The organism is Methylobacterium brachiatum, assembly GCF_900113845.1.
GTDB lineage: Bacteria > Pseudomonadota > Alphaproteobacteria > Rhizobiales > Beijerinckiaceae > Methylobacterium > Methylobacterium brachiatum.
This window is the reverse complement of sequence record NZ_FOQW01000020.1, coordinates 78,516-98,918: the sequence shown is the minus strand read 5'-3', so window position 1 is coordinate 98,918 and position 20,403 is coordinate 78,516. Positions and strand designations below refer to the sequence as shown.

Annotated in this window: 26 protein-coding genes; 8 read left to right on the top strand and 18 right to left on the bottom strand. The window is 68.2% G+C overall.

The genetic code is table 11. The features are described from left to right. Positions 1 to 102 precede the first annotated feature (102 nt). The 7 genes from BMZ47_RS23265 to BMZ47_RS23240 all read right to left on the bottom strand — a co-directional run bounded on the left by BMZ47_RS23265 (position 103) and on the right by BMZ47_RS23240 (position 3,227). On the bottom strand, positions 103 to 405 hold the full coding sequence (locus BMZ47_RS23265; RefSeq protein WP_091864399.1) for a hypothetical protein: 303 nt from the start codon (positions 403 to 405) through the stop codon (positions 103 to 105). A gap of 103 nt (positions 406 to 508) precedes the next feature. Continuing rightward, positions 509 to 670 carry a hypothetical protein gene (locus BMZ47_RS28695; protein WP_160320632.1) on the bottom strand — a complete coding sequence of 54 codons (162 nt, stop codon included), beginning with the start codon at positions 668 to 670 and terminating at the stop codon, positions 509 to 511. Between the two features lie 20 nt (positions 671 to 690). Then, the gene (locus tag BMZ47_RS23260; RefSeq protein ID WP_007558189.1) at positions 691 to 1,134 is read right to left on the bottom strand and encodes a DMT family transporter; all 444 of its coding nucleotides are present in this window, start codon (positions 1,132 to 1,134) and stop codon (positions 691 to 693) included. 189 nt (positions 1,135 to 1,323) lie between these two features. After that, positions 1,324 to 1,614: a hypothetical protein gene (locus BMZ47_RS23255; protein ID WP_091864398.1), complete on the bottom strand. Its 291-nt coding sequence runs from the start codon at positions 1,612 to 1,614 to the stop codon at positions 1,324 to 1,326. A gap of 228 nt (positions 1,615 to 1,842) precedes the next feature. Beyond that, positions 1,843 to 2,265 (bottom strand): DUF3618 domain-containing protein, encoded by a 423-nt coding sequence (locus tag BMZ47_RS23250; RefSeq protein WP_091864397.1) that lies wholly within the window; start codon positions 2,263 to 2,265, stop codon positions 1,843 to 1,845. After that, complete coding sequence (locus BMZ47_RS23245) at positions 2,262 to 2,657, bottom strand: phage holin family protein (protein ID WP_007558192.1); 396 nt, start codon at positions 2,655 to 2,657, stop codon at positions 2,262 to 2,264. The genes BMZ47_RS23250 and BMZ47_RS23245 overlap by 4 nt, the downstream gene beginning before the upstream one ends. 126 nt (positions 2,658 to 2,783) lie before the next feature. Beyond that, positions 2,784 to 3,227: a hypothetical protein gene (locus BMZ47_RS23240; protein ID WP_091864396.1), complete on the bottom strand. Its 444-nt coding sequence runs from the start codon at positions 3,225 to 3,227 to the stop codon at positions 2,784 to 2,786. Positions 3,228 to 3,482: 255 nt separating this feature from the next. On the opposite strand from BMZ47_RS23240, the gene BMZ47_RS23235 reads away from it, so the two are divergent. Together BMZ47_RS23235 and BMZ47_RS23230 are read left to right on the top strand one after the other, a co-directional pair. Then, positions 3,483 to 3,992: a hypothetical protein gene (locus BMZ47_RS23235; protein WP_091864395.1), complete on the top strand. Its 510-nt coding sequence runs from the start codon at positions 3,483 to 3,485 to the stop codon at positions 3,990 to 3,992. Then, positions 3,989 to 4,429, top strand: a complete 441-nt coding sequence (locus BMZ47_RS23230) for a hypothetical protein (RefSeq protein ID WP_091864394.1) — start codon at positions 3,989 to 3,991, stop codon at positions 4,427 to 4,429. Before BMZ47_RS23235 ends, BMZ47_RS23230 begins: the two co-directional genes overlap by 4 nt. 13 nt (positions 4,430 to 4,442) lie before the next feature. On the opposite strand, the gene BMZ47_RS23225 is transcribed toward BMZ47_RS23230, so the two are convergent. From BMZ47_RS23225 to BMZ47_RS23215, 3 genes are all read right to left on the bottom strand, one after another. Next, a complete protein-coding gene (locus BMZ47_RS23225; RefSeq protein ID WP_007558197.1) occupies positions 4,443 to 4,697 on the bottom strand; it encodes a hypothetical protein in 255 nt (84 codons plus the stop codon). Positions 4,698 to 4,735: 38 nt separating this feature from the next. Further along, complete coding sequence (locus tag BMZ47_RS23220; RefSeq protein ID WP_091864393.1) at positions 4,736 to 5,038, bottom strand: hypothetical protein; 303 nt, start codon at positions 5,036 to 5,038, stop codon at positions 4,736 to 4,738. Between the two features lie 274 nt (positions 5,039 to 5,312). Further along, the gene (locus BMZ47_RS23215; RefSeq protein WP_200905711.1) at positions 5,313 to 5,627 is read right to left on the bottom strand and encodes a GCG_CRPN prefix-to-repeats domain-containing protein; all 315 of its coding nucleotides are present in this window, start codon (positions 5,625 to 5,627) and stop codon (positions 5,313 to 5,315) included. A gap of 354 nt (positions 5,628 to 5,981) precedes the next feature. Between BMZ47_RS23215 and BMZ47_RS23210 the strand changes: the two genes are divergently transcribed. Next, a complete protein-coding gene (locus BMZ47_RS23210) occupies positions 5,982 to 6,164 on the top strand; it encodes a hypothetical protein (protein WP_091864392.1) in 183 nt (60 codons plus the stop codon). A gap of 15 nt (positions 6,165 to 6,179) precedes the next feature. Here BMZ47_RS23210 and BMZ47_RS23205 read toward each other — a convergent pair whose 3' ends face one another. Further along, positions 6,180 to 6,845 (bottom strand): hypothetical protein, encoded by a 666-nt coding sequence (locus BMZ47_RS23205; RefSeq protein ID WP_091864410.1) that lies wholly within the window; start codon positions 6,843 to 6,845, stop codon positions 6,180 to 6,182. Between the two features lie 168 nt (positions 6,846 to 7,013). On the opposite strand from BMZ47_RS23205, the gene BMZ47_RS23200 reads away from it, so the two are divergent. Continuing rightward, positions 7,014 to 7,793: an SDR family oxidoreductase gene (locus BMZ47_RS23200; protein WP_091864391.1), complete on the top strand. Its 780-nt coding sequence runs from the start codon at positions 7,014 to 7,016 to the stop codon at positions 7,791 to 7,793. Between the two features lie 985 nt (positions 7,794 to 8,778). Next, the gene (locus tag BMZ47_RS23195) at positions 8,779 to 9,567 is read left to right on the top strand and encodes a class II aldolase/adducin family protein (RefSeq protein WP_091864390.1); all 789 of its coding nucleotides are present in this window, start codon (positions 8,779 to 8,781) and stop codon (positions 9,565 to 9,567) included. 399 nt (positions 9,568 to 9,966) lie between these two features. On the opposite strand, the gene BMZ47_RS23185 is transcribed toward BMZ47_RS23195, so the two are convergent. Then, positions 9,967 to 10,866, bottom strand: coding sequence for a LysR family transcriptional regulator (locus tag BMZ47_RS23185; RefSeq protein WP_091864389.1), 900 nt, complete (start codon positions 10,864 to 10,866; stop codon positions 9,967 to 9,969). A gap of 156 nt (positions 10,867 to 11,022) precedes the next feature. Here BMZ47_RS23185 and BMZ47_RS23180 point away from each other — a divergent pair, with 156 nt between their 5' ends. Then, entirely contained in the window at positions 11,023 to 13,287 is a 2,265-nt protein-coding gene (locus BMZ47_RS23180) for a malate synthase G (protein ID WP_244536917.1), read from the top strand. Here BMZ47_RS23180 and flhB read toward each other — a convergent pair. The 6 genes from flhB to motA form a co-directional block, all read right to left on the bottom strand. Further along, on the bottom strand, positions 13,208 to 14,272 hold the full coding sequence (gene flhB, locus BMZ47_RS23175; RefSeq protein ID WP_091864388.1) for a flagellar biosynthesis protein FlhB: 1,065 nt from the start codon (positions 14,270 to 14,272) through the stop codon (positions 13,208 to 13,210). The genes BMZ47_RS23180 and flhB overlap by 80 nt on opposite strands. A 14-nt stretch (positions 14,273 to 14,286) precedes the next feature. Then, positions 14,287 to 15,312 carry a flagellar motor switch protein FliG gene (locus BMZ47_RS23170; protein ID WP_091864387.1) on the bottom strand — a complete coding sequence of 342 codons (1,026 nt, stop codon included), beginning with the start codon at positions 15,310 to 15,312 and terminating at the stop codon, positions 14,287 to 14,289. A 14-nt stretch (positions 15,313 to 15,326) separates the two neighbouring features. Then, complete coding sequence (gene fliN / locus BMZ47_RS23165; RefSeq protein ID WP_208601094.1) at positions 15,327 to 15,725, bottom strand: flagellar motor switch protein FliN; 399 nt, start codon at positions 15,723 to 15,725, stop codon at positions 15,327 to 15,329. Positions 15,726 to 15,858: 133 nt separating this feature from the next. After that, positions 15,859 to 16,197, bottom strand: a complete 339-nt coding sequence (locus BMZ47_RS23160; RefSeq protein WP_244536916.1) for a hypothetical protein — start codon at positions 16,195 to 16,197, stop codon at positions 15,859 to 15,861. Further along, on the bottom strand, positions 16,178 to 17,110 hold the full coding sequence (locus BMZ47_RS23155) for a flagellar motor switch protein FliM (protein WP_091864386.1): 933 nt from the start codon (positions 17,108 to 17,110) through the stop codon (positions 16,178 to 16,180). Before BMZ47_RS23155 ends, BMZ47_RS23160 begins: the two co-directional genes overlap by 20 nt. Beyond that, complete coding sequence (gene motA, locus BMZ47_RS23150) at positions 17,110 to 17,997, bottom strand: flagellar motor stator protein MotA (RefSeq protein WP_091864385.1); 888 nt, start codon at positions 17,995 to 17,997, stop codon at positions 17,110 to 17,112. Before motA ends, BMZ47_RS23155 begins: the two co-directional genes overlap by 1 nt. A 189-nt stretch (positions 17,998 to 18,186) precedes the next feature. Between motA and BMZ47_RS23145 the strand changes: the two genes are divergently transcribed. Next, on the top strand, positions 18,187 to 19,602 hold the full coding sequence (locus tag BMZ47_RS23145; protein ID WP_091864384.1) for a DUF1217 domain-containing protein: 1,416 nt from the start codon (positions 18,187 to 18,189) through the stop codon (positions 19,600 to 19,602). A 1-nt stretch (position 19,603) separates the two neighbouring features. Further along, positions 19,604 to 20,344 (top strand): flagellar basal-body rod protein FlgF, encoded by a 741-nt coding sequence (flgF, locus tag BMZ47_RS23140; protein WP_091864383.1) that lies wholly within the window; start codon positions 19,604 to 19,606, stop codon positions 20,342 to 20,344. Positions 20,345 to 20,403 lie beyond the last annotated feature (59 nt).

Genomic DNA, 20,403 nt, shown 5'->3' with positions numbered 1-20,403 from the left:
CTGGGCACGGCGGGTTTCGAGGCCACGCCGCAGCGGCGCACGATCCCGGCGCGCGCGGCTCAGCCCGAGGGCGGCGCAACCTGGCCGGCCGCCGTGTCGCGCTCAGCGCTGCACCGCCTCGATATCGTCCTCGAAGATCGAATCGGGTTGGCAGGCGTGCCACTCCTTCTTCTCGTCGCTCTGCCCTTTGCGGCCCCAGCAATAGCCGGCCTGGGCCAGGCGTCCGCTCAGGCGGTCGCGCAGCCGGCACTGCTCCCGGATGATGGCGGGATCGCCCCCGCTCTCGCAGGCCAGGGCGGCCTTCGCCTCCGCGGTCAGCAATTCGGGGACTGTGGGTGGCTGCTGCTGCGCGAGCGCGCCTCCGGCAGCGACGATGTAGGGGAGGGCAGCGAGGGCGAGGCGCATGGGGGTAGAGGAACCGTAGGGGCGGGCGTGTCGAGGCGGTGGATGCCGCGGGCCGGACCTGCGCGCGATCGGGCGCAGGTCCGAAGCGTCGTTCCGGCGCGGCTCAGCGCCCCCGGAGGAAGAAGAACCAGATCAGGATGAGGACGGGAATCGGCACCCCGATCAGCCACAGCAAACCACCCGTCAGCATCGCGTTCTCCTTGTGCGTCTCAGGAGCAACCCCGCGCCGGGGGGCCTGTTCCGGAGCGTCGGCGTGGCCGATCAACCGGAGGGGGCGTTGCCCGCTCAGAACGCGGCGACCAGCGCCACGCCGGCGACCATCAGAAGCCCGCCGAGGATCCGCCAGAGGCTGGCGGCATGCCGGTCGAAGCCGACCCAGCCGAAATGGTCGAGCACGATCGAGGTGACCACGCCCGAGGTGACCAGGAGGCCGAGGAACGGCGCGGCGCCGATCTGACGCGCCACGATGAACTGCGCCAGGATGATGCAACCGCCGAGGATCCCGCCGAACCACGCCCACCACGGCATCGCCAGCGCCTGGGCCGCCGTCGGCCATGTGAGCTTGCCGGAGAGCAGGCCGACCACGAGGATGCAGGTGGCGGTCCCGGCCGCCACCACCAGCCCGGCGGTCAACGACTCGGCCAGCCCCTTGGAGAGCGCCCCGTTCTGCCCCGCCTGAACGGCATTGGCGACGCCGGCGAGAAGCACGAAGCCGTAGAGGTACCACATGGCTGGGCTCTCGATCTGTGACACCGGAAGGTTGGGCCGGCCGGGACCGGGACATCCCGTGGATGTCGACGGCGTTCGCGTCTCGCGCCCCGTCTGCGCGACGGTTGGAAGCCCCATCCGCGGGCAGCGCACGGAGGACCTCGTCACCTTGCGCCCGCCCGGCGCACGGGACGGCGCGCGACGCGCCCGTCAGCCCGCGGCGCCGTCCGGCTCCGATCCGACAGCGTTCATCCGCTCGGCCAATTCGTGGACGACTTCCTGGACGAGCGGCGGCCAGGGCACGTTGTTGTCCTGAAGGAGGCGGGCGGCACTCACCAGAGCGGTGAATTGTTCGCCCGAGATCGTGCGCCCCATGATCTGCGAGGCCAGCATCTGCTCCGCCAGCGCGGTTGCGAGGCGCAGGACCTCCGGCATCTTGGCCGCCAGGGGATCGACCTCGGCCTCGGTTTCGGTGTCGCCGTGGAGGTCCAGGTCGGTCATGTCAGGCCCCCTGCGCCGCCCGGATGCGCGCCGCCGAGGTGAATACCGGTCCGGGTGCGGACGTGTTCCCCGACCGTCTGCGATCCCCGCCCGATTTCATGACGATCGGGCGCGGATCGAAAGCAGATCGCGCTGAAGACCCGGCGGAGTCAGGTCGAAGGCCGGCACGCGCTCGGCCGACGACCGAGGGGGGCTCCACGCCCCGGCCGGCCAGGCGGCCGGGCCGCGCTATTTGGTGATCCGCACCGAGACGGGATCGCTGCCCGGAAAACTCTCCTCCAGGCCCTCGTCGAGCCGCGCCTGCATCCGCTCCGGCTGGTTCTCGGCCAGGCCCCGATCGTCCGCCGCCTGAGAGCCCCTGTAAGCGCCGACCGGGGTCAGGGCCGCGCGCCGGCGCGCCGAGCGGAACACGTCATAGACCAGCAGGCCGACCCCGGCGGCGATCAGGAGCGCCGGCACGGGGTTGACGCGCATGTCGGCGACGAAGCGCTCGACCGCCTCGCCGGCGGCCTGTCCCGACCGTTTGAGGTCGGCGAGATCCCGGGGCACGCCGGGCCCCTGGAACCGGGCCTGCAGATCGCCCAGCGTGCGATCCAGGCGCCCGCGGCTCGCCTCCACATCCTGCTCGAGTTCGTCCGCCGAGTTGTTCATACGTCCCTGCGCTCCGTGAGAATCTGTGCGTCCTGCTTGATCTGCCGTCCCGTCCGGGTCGGCTCAAGACCTGAGAGCGACGCCTTGCTGCGTCCATACAGACCCAGCCCCAGGGCGAGCACCAGGAAGGTGCCGCCCACGATCAGGGCCGCGAGGGCATCCGACTGGACCAGGACGGCGATGCCCTTCACCAGGGCCAGCAACAGGGTGAAGAGCCCGGTGATGGCCAGGACCGCCGCCGCGATGAGCAGGGTGAGACCGAGCGAGATCCGGTGGACGCCCTGGGCCATCTCGGCCCGGAACAGAGCCAGCTCGTCCGCGACGAGGTCGCGCAACTCGCGAACCGCATCGCCGACGAGGGTCGGGATGCTGCGTATGCCGGGCTCGGCCATCCTGTCCTCCTCAAGCGCCCATCGGCGCCGGGGGTAGCGGCCCGACGACGACAGCGCGTTCCATCATTTTGGGTCGGCGCCTCGCACCCGGATCCGGGGCGTGGCCCAGGGCCGTTGCCGAGCGTTCTAGATGTCCGGCGTCGGCAGGACGTCGACCGGGACCAAGGCCCGCGAGCGCGGCACCGGCCGGATTCCGGGCGCGTTGATGAGCCGGTAGAGCGCGAAGCCGGCCAGCATGGCGGCCGCCGCGGTCAGGGCCGGGCGGCGCCGGGCCGCAGCCTGGACCTCGTCGTACATCTCGCTGAACGAGCGGCGGCCGATGTCCGCGGCCAGCTCGTCGACGCCGAGGGCGGCCTGATCGAAGAAGGCTTTGAGCTGCGGCAGCCCGTCGAAGCTGGCGCCCGTGCCCCGGATGGCGTCCCCGACATCCGAGACGACCCGCGCCGCGTCGGCCTTGCGCTTGCCGGTGTAGTCCTGCGCCTGCGCGCGCAGGGCGGCGGTAAACCCGCGCGCCGCGTCCTGGTCCGGACCGGAAGCGGCCGGGCCTCGATCCTGGGCACCGTTCCGCATCAGTTCGTTCCTCCAAGCCGATCCCGTCCTGTGAGGAACAGGAACCGCCCGATACAGTTCCGCCGCCCCGTGCCGGCGGCGGGTATCCCGATGTCGCGGACGGGGCCGGCCGGGCGCGTTCGGGCCGGCCGAATTCCAGCAACCGCGCAGCCCACGTTAACAAACCCCCACCGGGCGAACTTGATTTTAACCATTTGTTAATCAATGCAGACAGTTTAATCGCATCTCAGTCTACCATCAGGGAGAGGGCGCCCCGTGAGCGAGCTGCAGCGGCTTTTGAACGACCCGCGCTTCCGCGCCACCGACAAGCCGAAGCGCGAGCCGAATGCCGGGCCGGAGGCCAATCTCGGCAACGTCCTGCGGGTGGTCTCGTCGCTGAACGAGCAGGCCCCGCTGCCGACGCCGCAATCCGCGCCGCAGGATTGGGATGCGCTGATCCACCGGGTGCAGGCCGCGGCCCGCCAGGCCCGGGAGGTCGAGGCCCAGGCCCGCGAGCGCGAGGAGCGGATCGAGCACGTTCTGGAGCGGGTCCGCGACGACATCACGGCCTCGAACGAACGGGCCCGCATCGCCGAGGTCCAGGCGCGGGACGCGCAGGTCCGCGCCGAGGCGCAGGTCATGGCCGCCGAAGAGCGCGCGAAGGCGGCCGAGGCCCGCGCCCGGGCGGCGGAGGAGCGCGCCCGTCACGCCGAGGAATGGCTGGCCCGCGTCCAGGACGCGATCATGTCCGAGTTCTCCGGCCTGACCGATCAGGCCGCGGCATGACCAGCCCGGCCCGCGCGACGGCAGCCCATCCGGAGAGCGACCCGGTGGACCGGGTGGTCGCGCTGTTCTCCGGCCCCGAGGCCCCGGCCGCCGAGGACGAGGATTGGTCGGCCTCCCTGCTGGCCGTCCGGGGCGTCGCCGCCCGGGTCCGCGAGATGCAGAAGCGCGCGCGGGACTCGGTCCGGGACGCGCAGCGCTCGGTCCGCGAGGCCGATGCGGCGGCGCGGGCGGCCGAGGACCGGGCCCGCCATGCCGAGGCGACGATGCGCGAGGCGGTCGCCCGCGCGGAGCGGGCCGAGGAGCAGGTCCGCTTGGCGGCCGAGCGCGCCGACCGGGCGGAAGCCCGCGCCACGGAGGCGCATATGTGGCTGCGGCGCATGCACGAATGCATGGTCAGCGAGTTCGGGGCGCTCGCCGTCGAGCCGACCCGGCCCTGACGGGAAGCCGGCCTCACGCGGCAGCGGGCGCCGCCACGACGTCGACCGCGTGCTGCGCCCAGGCATAGGGCTCGCTGTGGCCGTGATACACGGCGATCTCGAGCTGCAGGATGCGGACGCAATCCTCGGACAGGTCGCTCAGGATGTCGTAGCCCTCTTCGTCGACCGCAGAGCGGATCGAGACGAACGGCCGGTGCTCGTCGTACGTGACCAGCACTTCCTGCTCGGCATACGGATCGAGCGGGTTAATACAATAATGGGCCGGCATTCGCCTGCGCTCCTGAGATGACGTCACGCCGGATGCCTCTACTTCCGGGTTGTAACAGCCCGATGAAGCGTGCCGAACGGCGCGTTCGATGGCGGCGGGGGCGGGCAGGGAGGCTGACAGGAGGGCTGGCAAGGGGGCGGGAACTCCGCCCGGAGCGCCGAGAGCGCGGCGCGGATCGCCATGCGCACCGAGCGCGGCGCATCCTGGGCCTGGGCGTGCAGCTGGAGCTGCTGCAACCCGTCCCGGAGCACCCGGCGTTCCGGATCGCCGGGGAGGCCGTGATCCGCGGTGAGCAGGCTCAACAGCTGCCGGCCGAGCGGATCCGTAAAAAGGGTCGCCATGAAATCATCTCAACGCAGTACAGAGCCGGGCAATTAGCGCTCTGTGCTATATCGATCGGTATAAACCGCTGATTGGCAACTCCATAGCCGGAATGATAGGCGTAGATTACTGACCTGCGTACCCCCACGCAGGCCAGTACCGGCGGGGCGGGAGGGGGAGCCTTGCTCGCCCGCCTCGCCGGTACCCCCGCGCTCCGGAGGCCGGACCTGAAAAAGGCCGCCCCGGATGGGAGCGGCCCGAAGTCTCGGGAACCCGGCGCGGACGCAGCGTCTTCTAGCGGAACCCGCCGCCGGGCAGCCGGCCATGATACGGCGTGTTGCGGCAATGGCCCCAGGGGCCACGCCAGTAACCGGGCGGGCAGCCGTTCCCGGCCCGGGCCTGATACCAGCCGCCGGGAAGCCGCCCGACATAGGGCGTATTCCGGCAATGGCCCCAGGGCCCCCGCCAGGCCCCGGGACCGCAACCGCCCGCCACCAGCGTGACGGACGGCCCGCCCCCGGGGTCGGCGAGGATCGGCATCGCGTTCGCGCTGGCGAGCGGCACCGCCGCCAGGGCGACGCCGACAAGGATGGCACGCAATCTGTTCATGGCTGCTCGACTCGACATCTCAATACCCGACAATGGATATTGCAGCTCGACAACTTGGTCGAGGGGCGGAATCTGCATGAATTCTTGGCCATGAAACCGAAATGTTCTGGGAATCCCGACACTTTGACGAAAATCCGATCGATCGTCTGTCGTTCCCGTCCCAGGACCCATTTGAGAGGTGGGCTGTCCATCCGGTTGCTTGGTACGCCCGACTGACAGCACCGAACGCCGTATCGAAGACAGGGACTGTGCGGGCCCTCGGCGCCGGGCCGCGGCCATCCGTGGACGGTTTTATCAGTCCGCCTCAAAATGACCCTTCATCTTAATGCGGCGAAAACACATTCTCGTCCATGAATGCTGCATTCAATCAACTCGAAACTGTCGATCGCGCAGGCCGCCGTGACCCTCAGCCTCGTTCTCAGCATCACCGCGCCGCTCCTGACCGGCGTCGCCGCCCTGCTCTGGGCCGGATTCGTCGCCCCGTCCCTCGAGGAGCTGCCGGAAACGGTGGCACCGCGCGACCTGCGCACCTGGTAAGCGCTGCCGGCCCGTTCAGGGCATGCGGCGGATGTGGGTGATGTTCTCCGGCGAGAGGTCCACCGCGAGGCTCCGGTGCGGGGCGATGTCGGCGGCCCGCACCCGGGCCGACAATGCCGTGCGGTCGGCCGTGCCCGGGGCCGCGGCGGCCTGCCGGTTCGGCCAATCCTCGAGCCGCAGGGCCCGGGCCGGCTTCTGGTCGCCGCAGCCGTCGCAGACCGAGACCAGCCAGGATTGCCAGAGGCCGTCGGTCCTCTCCTGCGCCGAGCGCGCCCGCTCGCGATGCGCCGAGGCCAGGGGGAGGGTGTCGAGGTCGGATTGCTGCCGGGGCTCGGCCAGGGTCCGGAGCTCGTCGAGCTGGACGTCGCGCTTGGCCGGCGCCGGGCCGGCCTCGGGCAGGGAGCCGGTGCTGCCGGGATCCGGCCGGCAACCGATGCAGATCCGGGTGCTGATCGCGTCGTCCGCAGCCTGACGCGGCGTCCGGCGCTCGATCGGCCTGGTCGAGGCCGGGCTGGCGGCCCGGCTCGGCGGCTTGGTCTGTCCGAGGGCGGTGGTGTTGGGCGCCGTCTCGGTGGAGAGCGGATCGCCGCCCGTTCCGGTGACGGATGGCTGCGCCGCCGCCAGTCCAGCCGTTAGCGTGCACAGGATGAAGCCGAGAACGGGAGACTGGAATACGGTCATCGCCACCTCCATCCTCGGTCAATCAGGCCCATCGCATCGAGTTCAGTACTCCTTCCGGCTTATGACTGAGATCAGCGCCCGATCTTCGCACGTTGCGCGGATCGCGGCCCGGCGCGTTATCACGTGCACGGAGGCCCTTGCGGCGAGGGCCGGTTCTCGGAGGCATCCATGGATCTCGGATTGGGCGGGCGCCGGGCGCTCGTATGCGCGGCCAGCAAGGGGCTCGGCCGGGGCTGCGCCCTGGCGCTCGCCCGGGAGGGCGTCGCGGTGACGATCACGGCCCGCACCCGGGAGACCCTGGAGGCGACCGCCGAGGCCATCCGCCGGGAGACCGGCGCCGCGGTGACCGTGGTGGCCGGCGACATCGCCACCGAGGCCGGCCGGGAGGCCGCGCTCGCCGCCTGCCCGGAGCCCGACATCCTGGTGAACAATGCCGGCGGCCCGCCCCCGGGGGATTTTCGCGACTGGGACCGCGACGCCTGGATCCGGGCGCTCGACGCCAACATGCTGGCGCCGATCGCGCTCATCAAGGCGACGGTCGACGGCATGATCGGCCGGAACTTCGGCCGGATCGTCAACATCACCTCGGCGGCCGTGAAGGCGCCGATCGAGCATCTCGGCCTGTCGAACGGCGCCCGCTCGGGGCTGACCGGCTTCGTGGCCGGCCTCGCCCGCCAGACGGTGCGGCACAACGTGACGATCAACAACCTCCTGCCCGGCCCGTTCGACACCGACCGGATCCGCAGCAACGCCGCCGCCAGCGCCGCCAAGGCCGGCACCAGCGTCGAGGCGTTCCTCGAAGCCCGGGCCCGCGACAACCCCGCCGGCCGCTTCGGCCGCCCGGACGAGTTCGGCGCCGCCTGCGCGTTCCTGTGCAGCCAGCACGCCGGGTTCATCACCGGCCAGAATTTGTTGATGGACGGCGGGGCCTATCCCGGGACGTTCTGAGCGGGGGCGGCCGATCCCACCCGTCCCATCCATCCCCTCATCCTGAGGTGGCGGCGCGAAGCGTCGCCCTCGAAGGAGACCTCCAGCCGGCCGCGCGATCCCTGGAGGACTCCTTCGAGGCTTCCGCTCCGCGAAAGCGCCTCAGGATGAGGGGGATGGTTTGGAGTTCCGGGGCCTCAAAGGCTTTCGACACGCGTCATCGGCCCCGCGCGGAAAACCGCCGGGCGCATGGCCCAAACACCCAGTCGCAACCGGGGTGACGCGGGACGCCGCGAAGCCCGAACGCAACGTTGCACAAAGAGCCGGCTTCCCGGCGTCCCGCGGATCGAAGGCGCCGCCGCCAAACGGCCGGCCACGCATCCAGATCCGTCTTTTCGTCCGGTGTCCGTCACGCGGGAGCCCGCCTGCGCTAAGTTCCAGTCCCGAGGTGCTCATCGCCCCTCAGCGCTTCCGAGCGAGCCTTCGTCGCACGCCCCCTCGTAGTAGAGGGCGCCGCAGAACCGCCGCACCGCCCAGGACAGGGTCGCCGTCAGGCCTCTGAACGGCCATTGGCATTTCCTCCGCCGGCCGCCGCCCAGCCCGAGCCGGGGGGTGTCGTGCTCCCGCGCCCGGGCCTGCCGCAGCCGACGGCAGACGCAGGCACCGGCCCACCGCCGCCGACCCGGCGGCTGACCGGACCGGCGCCCCGAGACGTCTCACGACGCGTCGCGGCAGGCGAGAGACCATGAGCACAAAATAGGAACATTGTCAAGATGTCGGCCGGGCCGAAGAAGGGGTTCCCAAACGGCTGAGCCCTTTGGCGGGGTTCGGGGGCGGAGCCCCTGATCATCGGGCGAAGCCCGACACCAGGGCTCCGCCCTGGACCCGCACAAGGTCCCGGACCTTGTGAATCCCGGCCTCCATCGACCGGCCCCGATCCATTGCCGGCACGCGGCCCCTGGTGCACCCTGTCGGCGATCTCGCTCACCGAGCCAGGAGCCGTCGCATGATCGCAGCCGCCCATTCCAGCGCCCCGGACCGCGAGGCCGACCCGGACGCGATCCAGGCGATGCGCGTCGACCTGGCGGCGGCCTACCGGCTGATCCACCGGCTCGGCCTCGACGACAGCATCTACACCCACATCTCGGCGCGGCTGCCGGGGGAGGGCCACCGGTTCCTGATCAACCCCTACGGGATGCGCTTCGAGGAGGTGACGCCCCAGAACCTCGTCACGGTCGATATCGACGGGCGCGTGCTCGAGGACCCGATGGGGCTCGACATCAACCCGGCCGGCTTCACGATCCACAGCGCCATACACGCTGCGCGCCACGACGCGATCTGCGTGCTGCACACCCACACGGTCGCGGGGGTGGCGGTCTCGTGCCAGGAGGAGGGGCTGCTCGCCCTAAACCAGTGGTCGATGCAGTTCGCCGGCCGGCTCGCCTATCACGCCTATGAGGGGATCGCCCTCGACCTCGACGAGCGGGCGCGGCTGGTGGCCGATCTCGGCGACAAGCCGGTCATGGTCCTGCGCAACCACGGGCTGCTGACCTGCGGCCGCTCGGTCGGCGAGGCGTTCAAGCTGATGCACAACCTGGAGCGCTCGTGCCGGGCGCAGTTGGCGATCCAGGCCGCCGGCGCGCCGATCACCCGCCCCTCCGCCGCCATCGCGACCAAGACCGCCGGGCAATACGCAGCCGGCTACGATCGCATCGCCGTCCAGGGCGTCCCCGACAACGAGTGGGCGGCGTTCAAGCGGATGCTGGCCCGCACCGATCCCGATTTCGCGCAGTGAGCCGGCTACGGATGGCCGGGTGAGGGCAGGGGACGTCGTTCGTGACGGGCGGAACGCGCTCTCCTCCCCCTTGCGGGGAGGAGTTGGAGGTGGGGTGGTGCAGAAGGCACCGCTCCGCCCCATCCGGCACCACCCCCACCCCTGACCCCTCCCCGCAAGGGGGAGGGGAAAACGCACGTCCCTTCAAGCGCTTGAAGCCAATGAGGCGTGCGAACATCGGCGTGTGCAGGCCGCGACGCGCCCCCTCTCCCGTGCGGGAGAGGGTTGGGGTGAGGGACCCGAACTTTCCGGAGAAGTCGCACCCCTCACCCTGTCCCTCTCCCGCACGGGAGAGGGGACCCGCGTCACATCCGGCGACGTACGAATCCGGCCGCCCGCCGGTGAGCCGGGCAGGGCGCCTCACGGCTCCGGCCAGGCGGCGCTCGACCGGTAGGAGCGCTTCAGGAATTCGATGAAGGCCCGGGTCTTGGCCGGGACGAAGGCGCGGCTCGGATAGACCGCGTAGATGCCCGCCTGGGCCGCGGCCGTGTAGGCGGGCAGCACCACCTCCAGCAGGCCGCTGCGCAGCTCCGCGTGCACGTCCCAGGTGGAGCGCAAGGCGATGCCGAGGCCGCCGATCACCGCCTCACGCACCACCTCGTTGGAATGGGTGCGCAGCGGCCCGGCGGCGCTGACCGTGCAGGGCCCGTCCGGCCCGACCAGGCGCCAGGGGTTCTGGTTCTCGGTGGCCAGGCAGACATGGTTGCGCAGGTCGTCGGGGCCGGCGGGGCGCCCGGCCGCGTCGAGATAGCCGGGCCGCGCGCAGAGGACCCGGCGCACCGGGGCGAGGCGCACCGCGGTGAGCCCGGAACTCTCCAGGGTGCCGACCCGGATCGCGAGATCGTAGCCGCGCTCGACGATCGGCTCGAAATCGTCGCTGAGCTCGAGGTTCAGGACGAGGCCGGGATGGAGCGCGAAGAAGGCGCTCAGGTGCGGGACGATGTGCAGCCGGCCGAACGAGCTGGGCGCCGTCACCCGCAGGGTCCCCCGGGCCCGGGAGGCCCGCTGCGAGACCAGGGTCTCGGCCTCCGCGATGGCGTCGACGATCGGGGCGATCCGCTGGAAGAATTCCTGGCCGACATCGGTGGGCGCCACCCGCCGCGTGGTCCGGTGCAGCAACCGCACCGCCAGCCGCTCCTCCAGCCGCTTCAGCCGCTTCGAGACCACCGCCACCGACAGGCCGAGCTCGGACCCGGCCTGGGTCAGGCTGCCGGCCCGGACCACCCGGGCGAAGATCTCCAGGTCGCTGTGGTCCTGCATGGGTGGTCGGACCTGCATTCTCAACGGAGCGGAAAGAATCAAATCCCTTTTGGCGCCTTTTTCGCGCGAGCCAAGGGCTCTATCGCTGGGTCGTCAAAGATTCTTCACGCGCCGCTCAAGTTTTTCTCAAAGCGCGCGCCAGCCCAGGGGATCGCCATGTCGGGCCTCGTCGTCGCCGAAGACCTCCGCCGCTTCCTGTCCGAGGAGGCACTGCCCGGGACGGGCGTGGACGCGGACGCGTTCTGGTCGGGCTTCGCGGCGATCCTCCGGGATCTCGCGCCGCGCAACCGGGCCCTGCTCGACCGGCGCGACGGGCTCCAGGCCGATATCGATTCCTGGCACCGCGACCGCCGGGGCGCGCCGCACGATCCGGCGGCCTACGCGACGTTCCTGGCCGAGATCGGCTACCTGCAGCCGGAGCCCGATTCGGTGCGGGTCACCACCGCGGACGTGGACGCGGAGATCGCCGAGATCGCCGGCCCGCAGCTCGTGGTGCCGATCTCGAACGCCCGCTACGCCCTCAACGCCGCCAATGCCCGCTGGGGCAGCCTCTACGACGCGCTCTACGGCACCGACGCGATCCCGCAGGACGGCGATCTCGCCCCCGGCCAGGGCTTCAACCCGACCCGCGGCGCCGCCGTGGTCGCCCGGACCAAGGCGTTCCTGGACGCGGCCGTGCCCCTGGCCGGCGGGACCTGGGCCGAGGCCACGGGTTTTGCCGTGAATGCGGGCGCGCTGGCCGTCGCGCTCGGCGGCGGCCGAAGCGCCGCCTTGCGGGACGGCACCGCGCTCGCAGGTTTCTGCGGCGCCGCGCAGGCGCCCCAGACCCTCCTGCTGCGCCATCACGGCCTGCATATCGAGATCCGGATCGACCGGACCAGCCCGATCGGCCGCACCGACCCGGCCGGCATCGCCGACGTGGTGCTGGAATCCGCCCTCTCGACCATCATGGACATGGAGGATTCCGTCGCCGCCGTGGACACCGCCGACAAGGTCGCGGTGTACCGGAGCTGGCTCGGCCTGATGCGCGGCGACCTCGTCGCCCGCCTGCCCAAGGGCGGCCGCACCCTCGAGCGCCGGCTCGCCGAGGACCGGACCTACACGGCCCCCGACGGCGGCCGCCTGACCCTGCCCGGCCGGTCGCTGATGCTGGTGCGCCATGTCGGGCACCACATGTATACGGACGCCGTGACGCTGGACGGGGCCGAGATCCCCGAGACGATGCTCGACGCGGCGGTGACCGCGCTGATCGCCCTCCACGATCTCAAGGGCGCCCGGCGCAACAGCCGCGCCGGCTCGGTCTACATGGTCAAGCCGAAGCTGCACGGCCCCGACGAGGTGGCGTTCGCGGTGGAGCTGTTCGGCCGGGTCGAGGCGCTGCTCGGGCTGGCGCCGCGGACCCTGAAGATCGGCGTGATGGACGAGGAGCGGCGCACCAGCGCGAACCTCCGGGCCGCGATCGCCGCCGCCGCCGACCGCCTGTTCTTCATCAATACCGGCTTCCTCGACCGGACCGGCGACGAGATCCACACCGCCATGGAGGCCGGCCCGGTGGTCCGCAAGGATGCCATGAAGGCCACCGCCTGGATCCAGGCCTACGAGGACGGCAACGTCGATGCCGGGCTGGCCTGCGGGCTGCCGGGCCACGCGCAGATCGGCAAGGGCATGTGGGCCGCCCCCGACCGGATGGCGGCGATGCTGGACGCCAAGGGCGCCCATCCCGAAGCCGGCGCCAACACCGCCTGGGTCCCGTCCCCGACCGCGGCCACGCTCCACGCGCTCCACTATCACCGGATCGACGTGCGCGCCCGCCAGGCGGAGCTGCGCGACCGGGCGCCCGCGACCCGGGCCGCCATGCTGACCCTGCCGCTCGCCACGGAGCCGTTCGCGCCGGAGGCCGTCCGGGAGGAGCTCGACAACAATTGCCAGGGCATCCTCGGCTACGTGGTCCGCTGGATCGATCAGGGCGTCGGCTGCTCGAAGGTGCCCGACATCCACGATGTCGGGCTGATGGAGGACCGCGCCACCCTGCGCATCTCCAGCCAGCACATCGCCAACTGGCTCCGCCACGGGATCGTCGACCGCACCCAGGTCGCCGAAACCCTGCGCCGGATGGCCGGCATCGTCGATCGCCAGAATGCCGGCGATCCGGCCTACCGGCCGATGGGCCCGGATTTCGACGGGCCGGCCTTCCGGGCCGCCGAGGCGCTGGTCTTCGAGGGCGGGGCCCAGCCGAACGGCTACACCGAGTTCGTGCTGCACCGCTTCCGTCGCGAGGCAAAGCGCGGCCAGGCCGGATCGGCCAGGCGCCGCCGAGCGGGTCCCCCTCTCGGCGGCGCGCTCAGCGCTTCTTGCGCGTCATCACGTAGACGAGGAGGTTGGCGACCGCTCGGTAGAATTCCGCCGGGATCGCCTGGTTGATCTCGACGTTGTCGTACATCGCCCGGGCCAGGGTCTTGTCGACCACGATATCGATCCGGTGCTTCTCGGCGATCTCGCGAATGCGCAGGGCGAGCAGATCCTTCCCCTTGGCCAACACCATGGGCGCGTCGTTCTCCGCCTGATCGTAGCGCAACGCGATGGCGTAGTGGGTCGGGTTGGCCAGGATCATCGTGGCCCGGGGGACGGCCGCCATCATCTGCCTGCGCAGCCGGTCCTGCGCGATCGAGCGCATCTTCGCCTTGACCAGCGGATTGCCCTCGGTCTGCTTGTACTCGTCCTTCAGGTCCTGCTTCGACATCCGCAGATCGCGCTGCCATTTCACGCGCGTCCAGACCAGATCGCCCGCAACCAGGGCGATCGTCGCGACGCTGACGGCAGAAACCAGCCGGACCGACAAGCTCAACAGCAGCTCGGGCAGGCCGATCGGATCCACGAACATGATATTCACGATCTCGTGTCGATCGGCGCGCAGAATCATGAACACGACGCCGCCGATGGCCAGGAATTTGAGGACGCTTTTCCCAAATTCGATATATCCTGGAACGCTGAAAAGTCGATTCCACCCGCTGGCGGGCGAGATGCGGGACCATTGCGGCCGGATGCGCTCGCCCGCGATGCGCGGCACGTTCTGGAACACCGAGGCGGCGAGTCCCGCCGCCATCAAGATCACCAGCATGGGCAGCAGCAGCCGCCACATCGCGAAGGCCAGGGCCACGAGAAGCTGCTCGGCATCCTGACCGTTCTCCAGGGAAAAGCTGCGCGGCTGCTCGAGGAGCAGGGCGATCTGCCGGACGAACGGGGCGCCGTGATCCCGCACCACGAAGACGAGGATGAGGAGCGTCGCCACGATCGAGGCGAAGACCGGCGCCTCCCGGGAGAAGGGGACGTTGCCCTTCTCGAGCGCCTCGCTGATCTTCTTCTCGCTCGCGGCCTCGGTTTTGCTCTCCTTGTCGTCGTCCGACATCCCACCCGATCCGTTCAGCTGAAGAAGGTGTCTTCCGTCTCAGCTTGGTTGAGCTCGATCTCGCCGCGGGAGGCCATCTCCAGGGCCTGGTCGGTGATCGAGCGGCGCGCCTCGAGCACGTCGCGCTGGGAGGCCGGCTCGCCGCCCTCGAGTTCGTGCTCGACGAGGCGCCGGGTTCGGGCAGTCAGGGCGCCCAGCACAACATTGCGCAGCGTGCCGCTGGTACCCTTCAGCGCCAGGATAACCCTCTCCGGCGGGATCTGATCGAACAGGGCCGTGCGCGCCCGGGGCGTCATGTTGATGATGTCGTCGAAGGTGAAGAGCAGGCTCTTGAGAATTTCCGCCGACTTGGGGCGCGATTGAGCAAGGTTATCGAGGACCTCCTCCATGCCCTGCCGCTCCATCTTGTTGATGATATCGGCCATGCGCGCGTGGGTATCCGCACCAGCGTTGCGCGCCAGATTGATCATGAAGTCATCATGGACCGTCTGTTCGATCATCTTCATGGCGGAATCGACGATCGGCTTGAACGCCAGCATCCGGCGCATGATGCCGTTCCGTAGGGGGGCCGGAAGCTGGGCCATGACCTTGGCGGCGCAGGCGGGCTTCACCTTCGACAGGATCAAGGCCGAGGTCTGGGGATGCTCCTTCTGCAGATAGGCTGCCAGGGCAGTCTCCGACCCATTCGAGATGCGGTCCCAGATCGAGCGCTCGCCCTGGCCGAGGACGTCCGCCATGATGCTGGCGATCTGCTCGGGCGGCAGGTTGCCTTCCAGCAACTTCTCCATCTCACGGGCCGTCCCGATCAGGTTCGCCCCGTCAGAGAAGAATGCGGTCACTGCGTCGATGATGTTCTCGAGCTGTATCCGCGAGACCGGTCCCAGCTGCGCGACGGCGCGGGTTATCTGCTTCAGTTCGGCCGTATCGAAATACTTGACCAAACGACTCGCCGTCGTCTTGTTCATCGCGATGAGGACGGCTGCAACCTCCTCGGCGGGGCTCAGGACGCGCGCGACCTTGGTGACGGGGCCGACGGCCATGACGACGTGTCCCGTCAGCTGTTGGCATCGGCCGTCGCGGGACCGACGATCTCGGTCAGCGACACGCCGAAGCGCGAGTTATCATCTTCGACGACGACGACTTCGCCTCGGGCGATGACGCGACCGTTCACGACGACATCGACCGGCTCGCCGACGCGGTGGTCGAGCGGGACGATCGCCCCGCGTCCGAGCTTCATCAGGTTCGCGACCGGCATCGTCGCCGACCCGAGGACCACCTGCATCAGAACCGGGATCCGGAGAATCGAATCCAGGTTCCGGCCGCTGCCGGCTTGCTCGTCCCGCGCCCGCTGCTCCTGGGCTTGGGCCTCGATCTTCGCGAACAGACTTTCGCTGTGACCGCTGCTGGAACCACGGTCGGCTTCCGCGTCCGGAAGGTCTGAGGAGGATGACATTAAGGGCTCCTTGAGGAAATCAGGACCGGCGCAATCTCAACCGTAGCCCAGACGCGGCGACTTCGGATCGGGCTACGGTCGCCTTGCGAAGGCGCAAGAATCGCCGACGCCCCGTGCGCATCGGCAAATAGAATCAGACGCTCGGCAGGCCGCCGACCGCAGGATCACGGGCGTCCCCGATAGTCTGTACTGACGATGTCAGCCTGAGCCGCTCCGCCTTCAACTCGGCTAGGGCCGCCTTCGCGTACTCGATCTCGCTGCTGAGATCCTCCAAGACGGTCCGCCCCTCTTGAGCGAAGGCCTGCACGGCGTTGCTCGCGCCGACCATGGCACAGGCACTCCAATCGATCATGTCCCGGTACTGAGCATGGTACCGATCCAGACGCTTCAACCGCATATACATCGGGACGAGGCAGCCGGTTGTCGCGACCAGGGCCGCGAACAAAAGAGACTCAGCGAGCGAGAACATCATCGATAAACTCCTGGTCCTGGTCGATGAAGTGGTCGACGCGCAGCACAATGTTTCCATCCCGCTGACCGACATCGCACCAGAACAACTCACGATTGTTTCCTTCGAGCTTGACCTGCGTGTTCGGAGTCGCCCGCAGTTCCAGCACCTGGCCGACCTCCAAGTTGGCGATCTCACCAAGGGTCAGCGGCTTCTCCTCGAGAATTGCCTTGAGGGTCACCGGGGTCTTCTGCACCTCGCTGGCAATCTGTCGCGTCCAGCGGGAATCCCGGGACGTGCTTTCTCCCACCAGGATCCGGGCCAAGCTCTGGCGCATGGGATTGAGGACGGATTGCGGGATGACGATGAACATTTCGCCGCCGCGATTGAGCGCCTGCAGGACAAACTTCGCGGCAACGGCCTGATTATTCCGCCGGCCTATGACCGCGAAATCCATTCGCAATTCCGTTCGTTCGAGCTTGAACGGCGTATCCGCAACGAGGGCGAAGGCGGCTTGCAGCGCCTTGCCGATCTGCTCGAAGATGCGCTGGGCGATCCGCATCTCGATAGCGGAGAAGGAGCGCTCCTCGTCGAGCGGAGGCTCGGATCCGTCGGCCCCGAGAAGCACCTCCACCATGGTGAAGACGAAATCGCGGTCAAAGCCGACCAGGATGTGGCTGTCCCATTCCGGCGCCTGGAAGATGCCCGCGATGGCGTTGGCCTCGTAGGGTTCGAGGATGTCCCCGAAGCGCTGGCTCTCCACGTTGCTCAAGGAGAAATAGACGGGCGACGCCGCGAAATGGCGCAGTTGCTCGGAGCTGAACGTCGCGACCCGGTCCAGGATCACGTGCAGCATCGGCAGCCGGTCGAGCGAGAGGCCCGCGGCGTCAAGCAGTCGATCCCGGATATCGCTTGTGACCTGTTGCCTGTCCAACATCACGCCGCCTCACGTAGGCCGGCCTCGCCGCGCGAGGAATTCGTGATCGTCGCGTTCTCGACCTCGTCGATCGTCGGTCGATAATTGGCGGAGATCGCCTTTCGGCCATGCTCGATAGCGATCTGCGGCAGAGCGCCGTTCATGTAGGCCAGCAATGTCTGCTTCACGATGATGTAGACGCGCCCTTGCGATTCGCGCGTGGTCTTCACCTTGCTGGCGAGGGGAGCCATGACGCTGTAGGAGACGAAAATGCCGCTGAAGGTGCCAACCAGGGCCGCGCCGATCAGATGTCCCAGGAGCGCCGGCGACTGATCGAGGGCGCCCATCGCCTTCACGATGCCGAGGACGGCCGCGACGATGCCGAGGGCCGGCAGCCCATCGGCGACGCTGGTGAGGGCACCATATGGTTTCAGCATATTGCGCCGATGGGTGACCATCTCCTCCTCCATCAGCGCCTCGATCTCGTAGGAGCGCGCATTGCCGATGAGGATGAGGCGCACGTAGTCACAGATGAACAGCGTCAGCTCCTTGTCGCGGGTCACCTTCGGGAAGGCCTTGAAGATCTCAGATTCTTCCGGGTTCTCCAGATGCGGCTCAACCTCGTTTCGAGGCTTGGACCGCAATTCCCGGGTCAGCGCGAAGAGCAGGCCGAGCAGCGCGAGGTAATCCTCCTGCTTCGGGACCCGGGTCAGAACCGCATCCACGATCGCGACGCCGGTATCCTTCACCACCTTCATCGGGTTGGCGACCACGAAGGCGCCCAGCGCCGCGCCCCCAATGATGATGAACTCGAAGGGCTGCCAGATCACGGCAAGATGGCCGCCCATGGCCGCGAACCCACCGCCGACACAGCTGATCGCGATCAGCAAGCCTAAGATAACACCCACGCGCGGCGTCCTGATATCGTTCCAGTCGATGCCGACGGGCCTAGACCGGCATGCTTGCGTAAGGCTGGAGTAGTGTCTGGCACAACCATGCGGTCTTTGAGCATTCTTCCGGGGATTCCGGTGCGAACAAGGTTCAGGCAAGCCAAAGCGCCTAGCATCCGGAAATCCGCAAGATGAAGGATTCGCCACATGCTTTCGACCTTCATTGACTATAAAACCAAGATCACAGATTTATCTAAAACCCTCCACCGCACCGCTTCCCAGCCGGAAACGAAGCGTGAGATACAATATTTTACTGATCATATAGGCAAGGTCAAAACGCTCGATGATTTTATGGCGGATCATCGACTCTATACGTTTGCGATGAAGGCCTACGGCTTGGAGGACATGATCCCGTCTAAAGGTTTCATGAAGAAAGTTCTATCCGGCCAGCCTGACGTCAACGGGCATGTTCTGGCAGATCGGCTACAGGACGAGCGGTACCGGGATTTTGCGGCAGCGTTCAATTTCAAGGGCTACGGTCAAGACCCCAGCATACCGCAGCACTCAGACGATCCGGATATCCAGTCCATGATCGATGCTGCCGGCGTCAACAAGACGCCGCTGGAGCGGCGATTCGCCTATGACAACGACACCATTTCCCAAATTGATTATATTCGAACGATGCAGCCCTACATGTCGTCTATTGACGACATCGTAGGTGACTGGAAAGTTTCATCTTTCGTCCGGACTGCGGTTGGCCTGCCCCCGGCCAATCCTGAGGATGACAAATTTACGCAAGCCGAACAGATCAAAAGCAAATTCAATGCAGAAGCTTTTCAGGACGGCGAGGGTTTCCGCCAGCTCATCGATCAGTTCACGGCCGAGCGGCTCAAGGGTCGCAAGTCTGTCGTCGACCCGTACTTCCGGCCGGCAGGACTTTACGCGGACTCCGACGCAGAAATCAGCAAGCTGACTCAATATTTTCAGGCAAAGATGAGCGCCGTGAATAGCGCCAAGGACATTGCCAGCGATCCGGTGCTATTCGGAGTGGTCGTAAGCACGCTGGGCTTGTCCACAGCGACAGCGAAGGGGTTGGAGGCGCAGACCAAGCTGGTTGCGAGCAAGCTCGATGTCGCGTCCCTCCGGGATCCCAGGAAGCTCAGCCAGTTCCTCGACCGCTTCACCTCCCAACGCAGCGAGGCCCGCACAGCCACGGTGGACGCCTATATCCGGCAGACGCTCGAAACGGATTCTGGGAACGAGAACGAGGGCGTGAGGCTCGCCCTGTACTTCCAGCGCAAAGCGCCGAGCGTCAGGTCTGCTTATGGTCTGCTCGCCGATCCGGCCTTGGCTCAAGTTGTCCGGACCGCGCTTGGCCTGCCGCCTGAGGCAGCGAAGGGCAGCGTCGAAGCGCAAGCCAAGCTGATCCAGCGTAAGCTGGATATCTCCAGCCTTCGCGACCCGCAAAAGCTTGATCAGTTCATCAAGCGCTTCACAAACATGTGGGATGTTCAGAATAACCCGCCATCCACACCAGCCCTCGCACTTTTTAATAGTACAAATTCTGGCCTGGACTCGGACATGCTGCTGAAGCTCCAATCCATCCGGCTCGGAGGCCGGTAACATGCAATCCTCGCTCTACGTCACGCTGTCCGCCCAGGTCGCCCTCGAACAACGCCTGAACACGGTGGCGAACAACGTCGCCAACCTCGGAACCGCTGGCTACCGCGCGGAGGAGGTGAAGTTCGAGACGATCCTGTCCCAGGCGGGCGGGCGCGACGTGGCCTTCGCCACGCCGGGCGAGACCTTCCTGTCGCGCAAGGCCGGCCCGCTCAACAAGACCGACAGCCCCCTCGACGTCGGTATCCAGGGCGACGGCTGGCTGGCCGTCCGGGGCCGGTCGGGCTTGGTCTATACGCGGGACGGCCGGATGCAGATCTCGGCCGCGGGCGACCTTCAGGACCTGAACGGGCGGCCGGTCCTGGATCCGGGCGGGTCCCCGATCACGGTCGATCCCGAGGGGCCGCCGATCACCATCGGCCAGGACGGGATCATCTCGCAGGGGACCAACCAGATCGGGGCGCTCGGCGTCTTCCGCCTCGACAGCGCGGCCACGCTCACCCGCGTCGACGGCAACGCCGTCTCCTCGGACAGGCCGGGCACCCCGATCCTCGACTTCAACCAGCGGGGCGAGACGGCTGTCCGCGTGCAGCAGGGCTTCCAGGAAGGGGCCAACGTCAACCCGGTCATGGAGATGTCGCGGCTGATCATGATCACCCGCACCTTCGAGGGCGCGGCCGCCGCGGTGGCGGAAACGGAATCGTCGCTGCAGAGCGCGATCCGCGGCCTCGGTCCGGCCTCCTAAAAAACGGCGGACGGAGCCCCGACGATCGTCGTCCTTCTGGGACGGATGGCGTGCCCAGA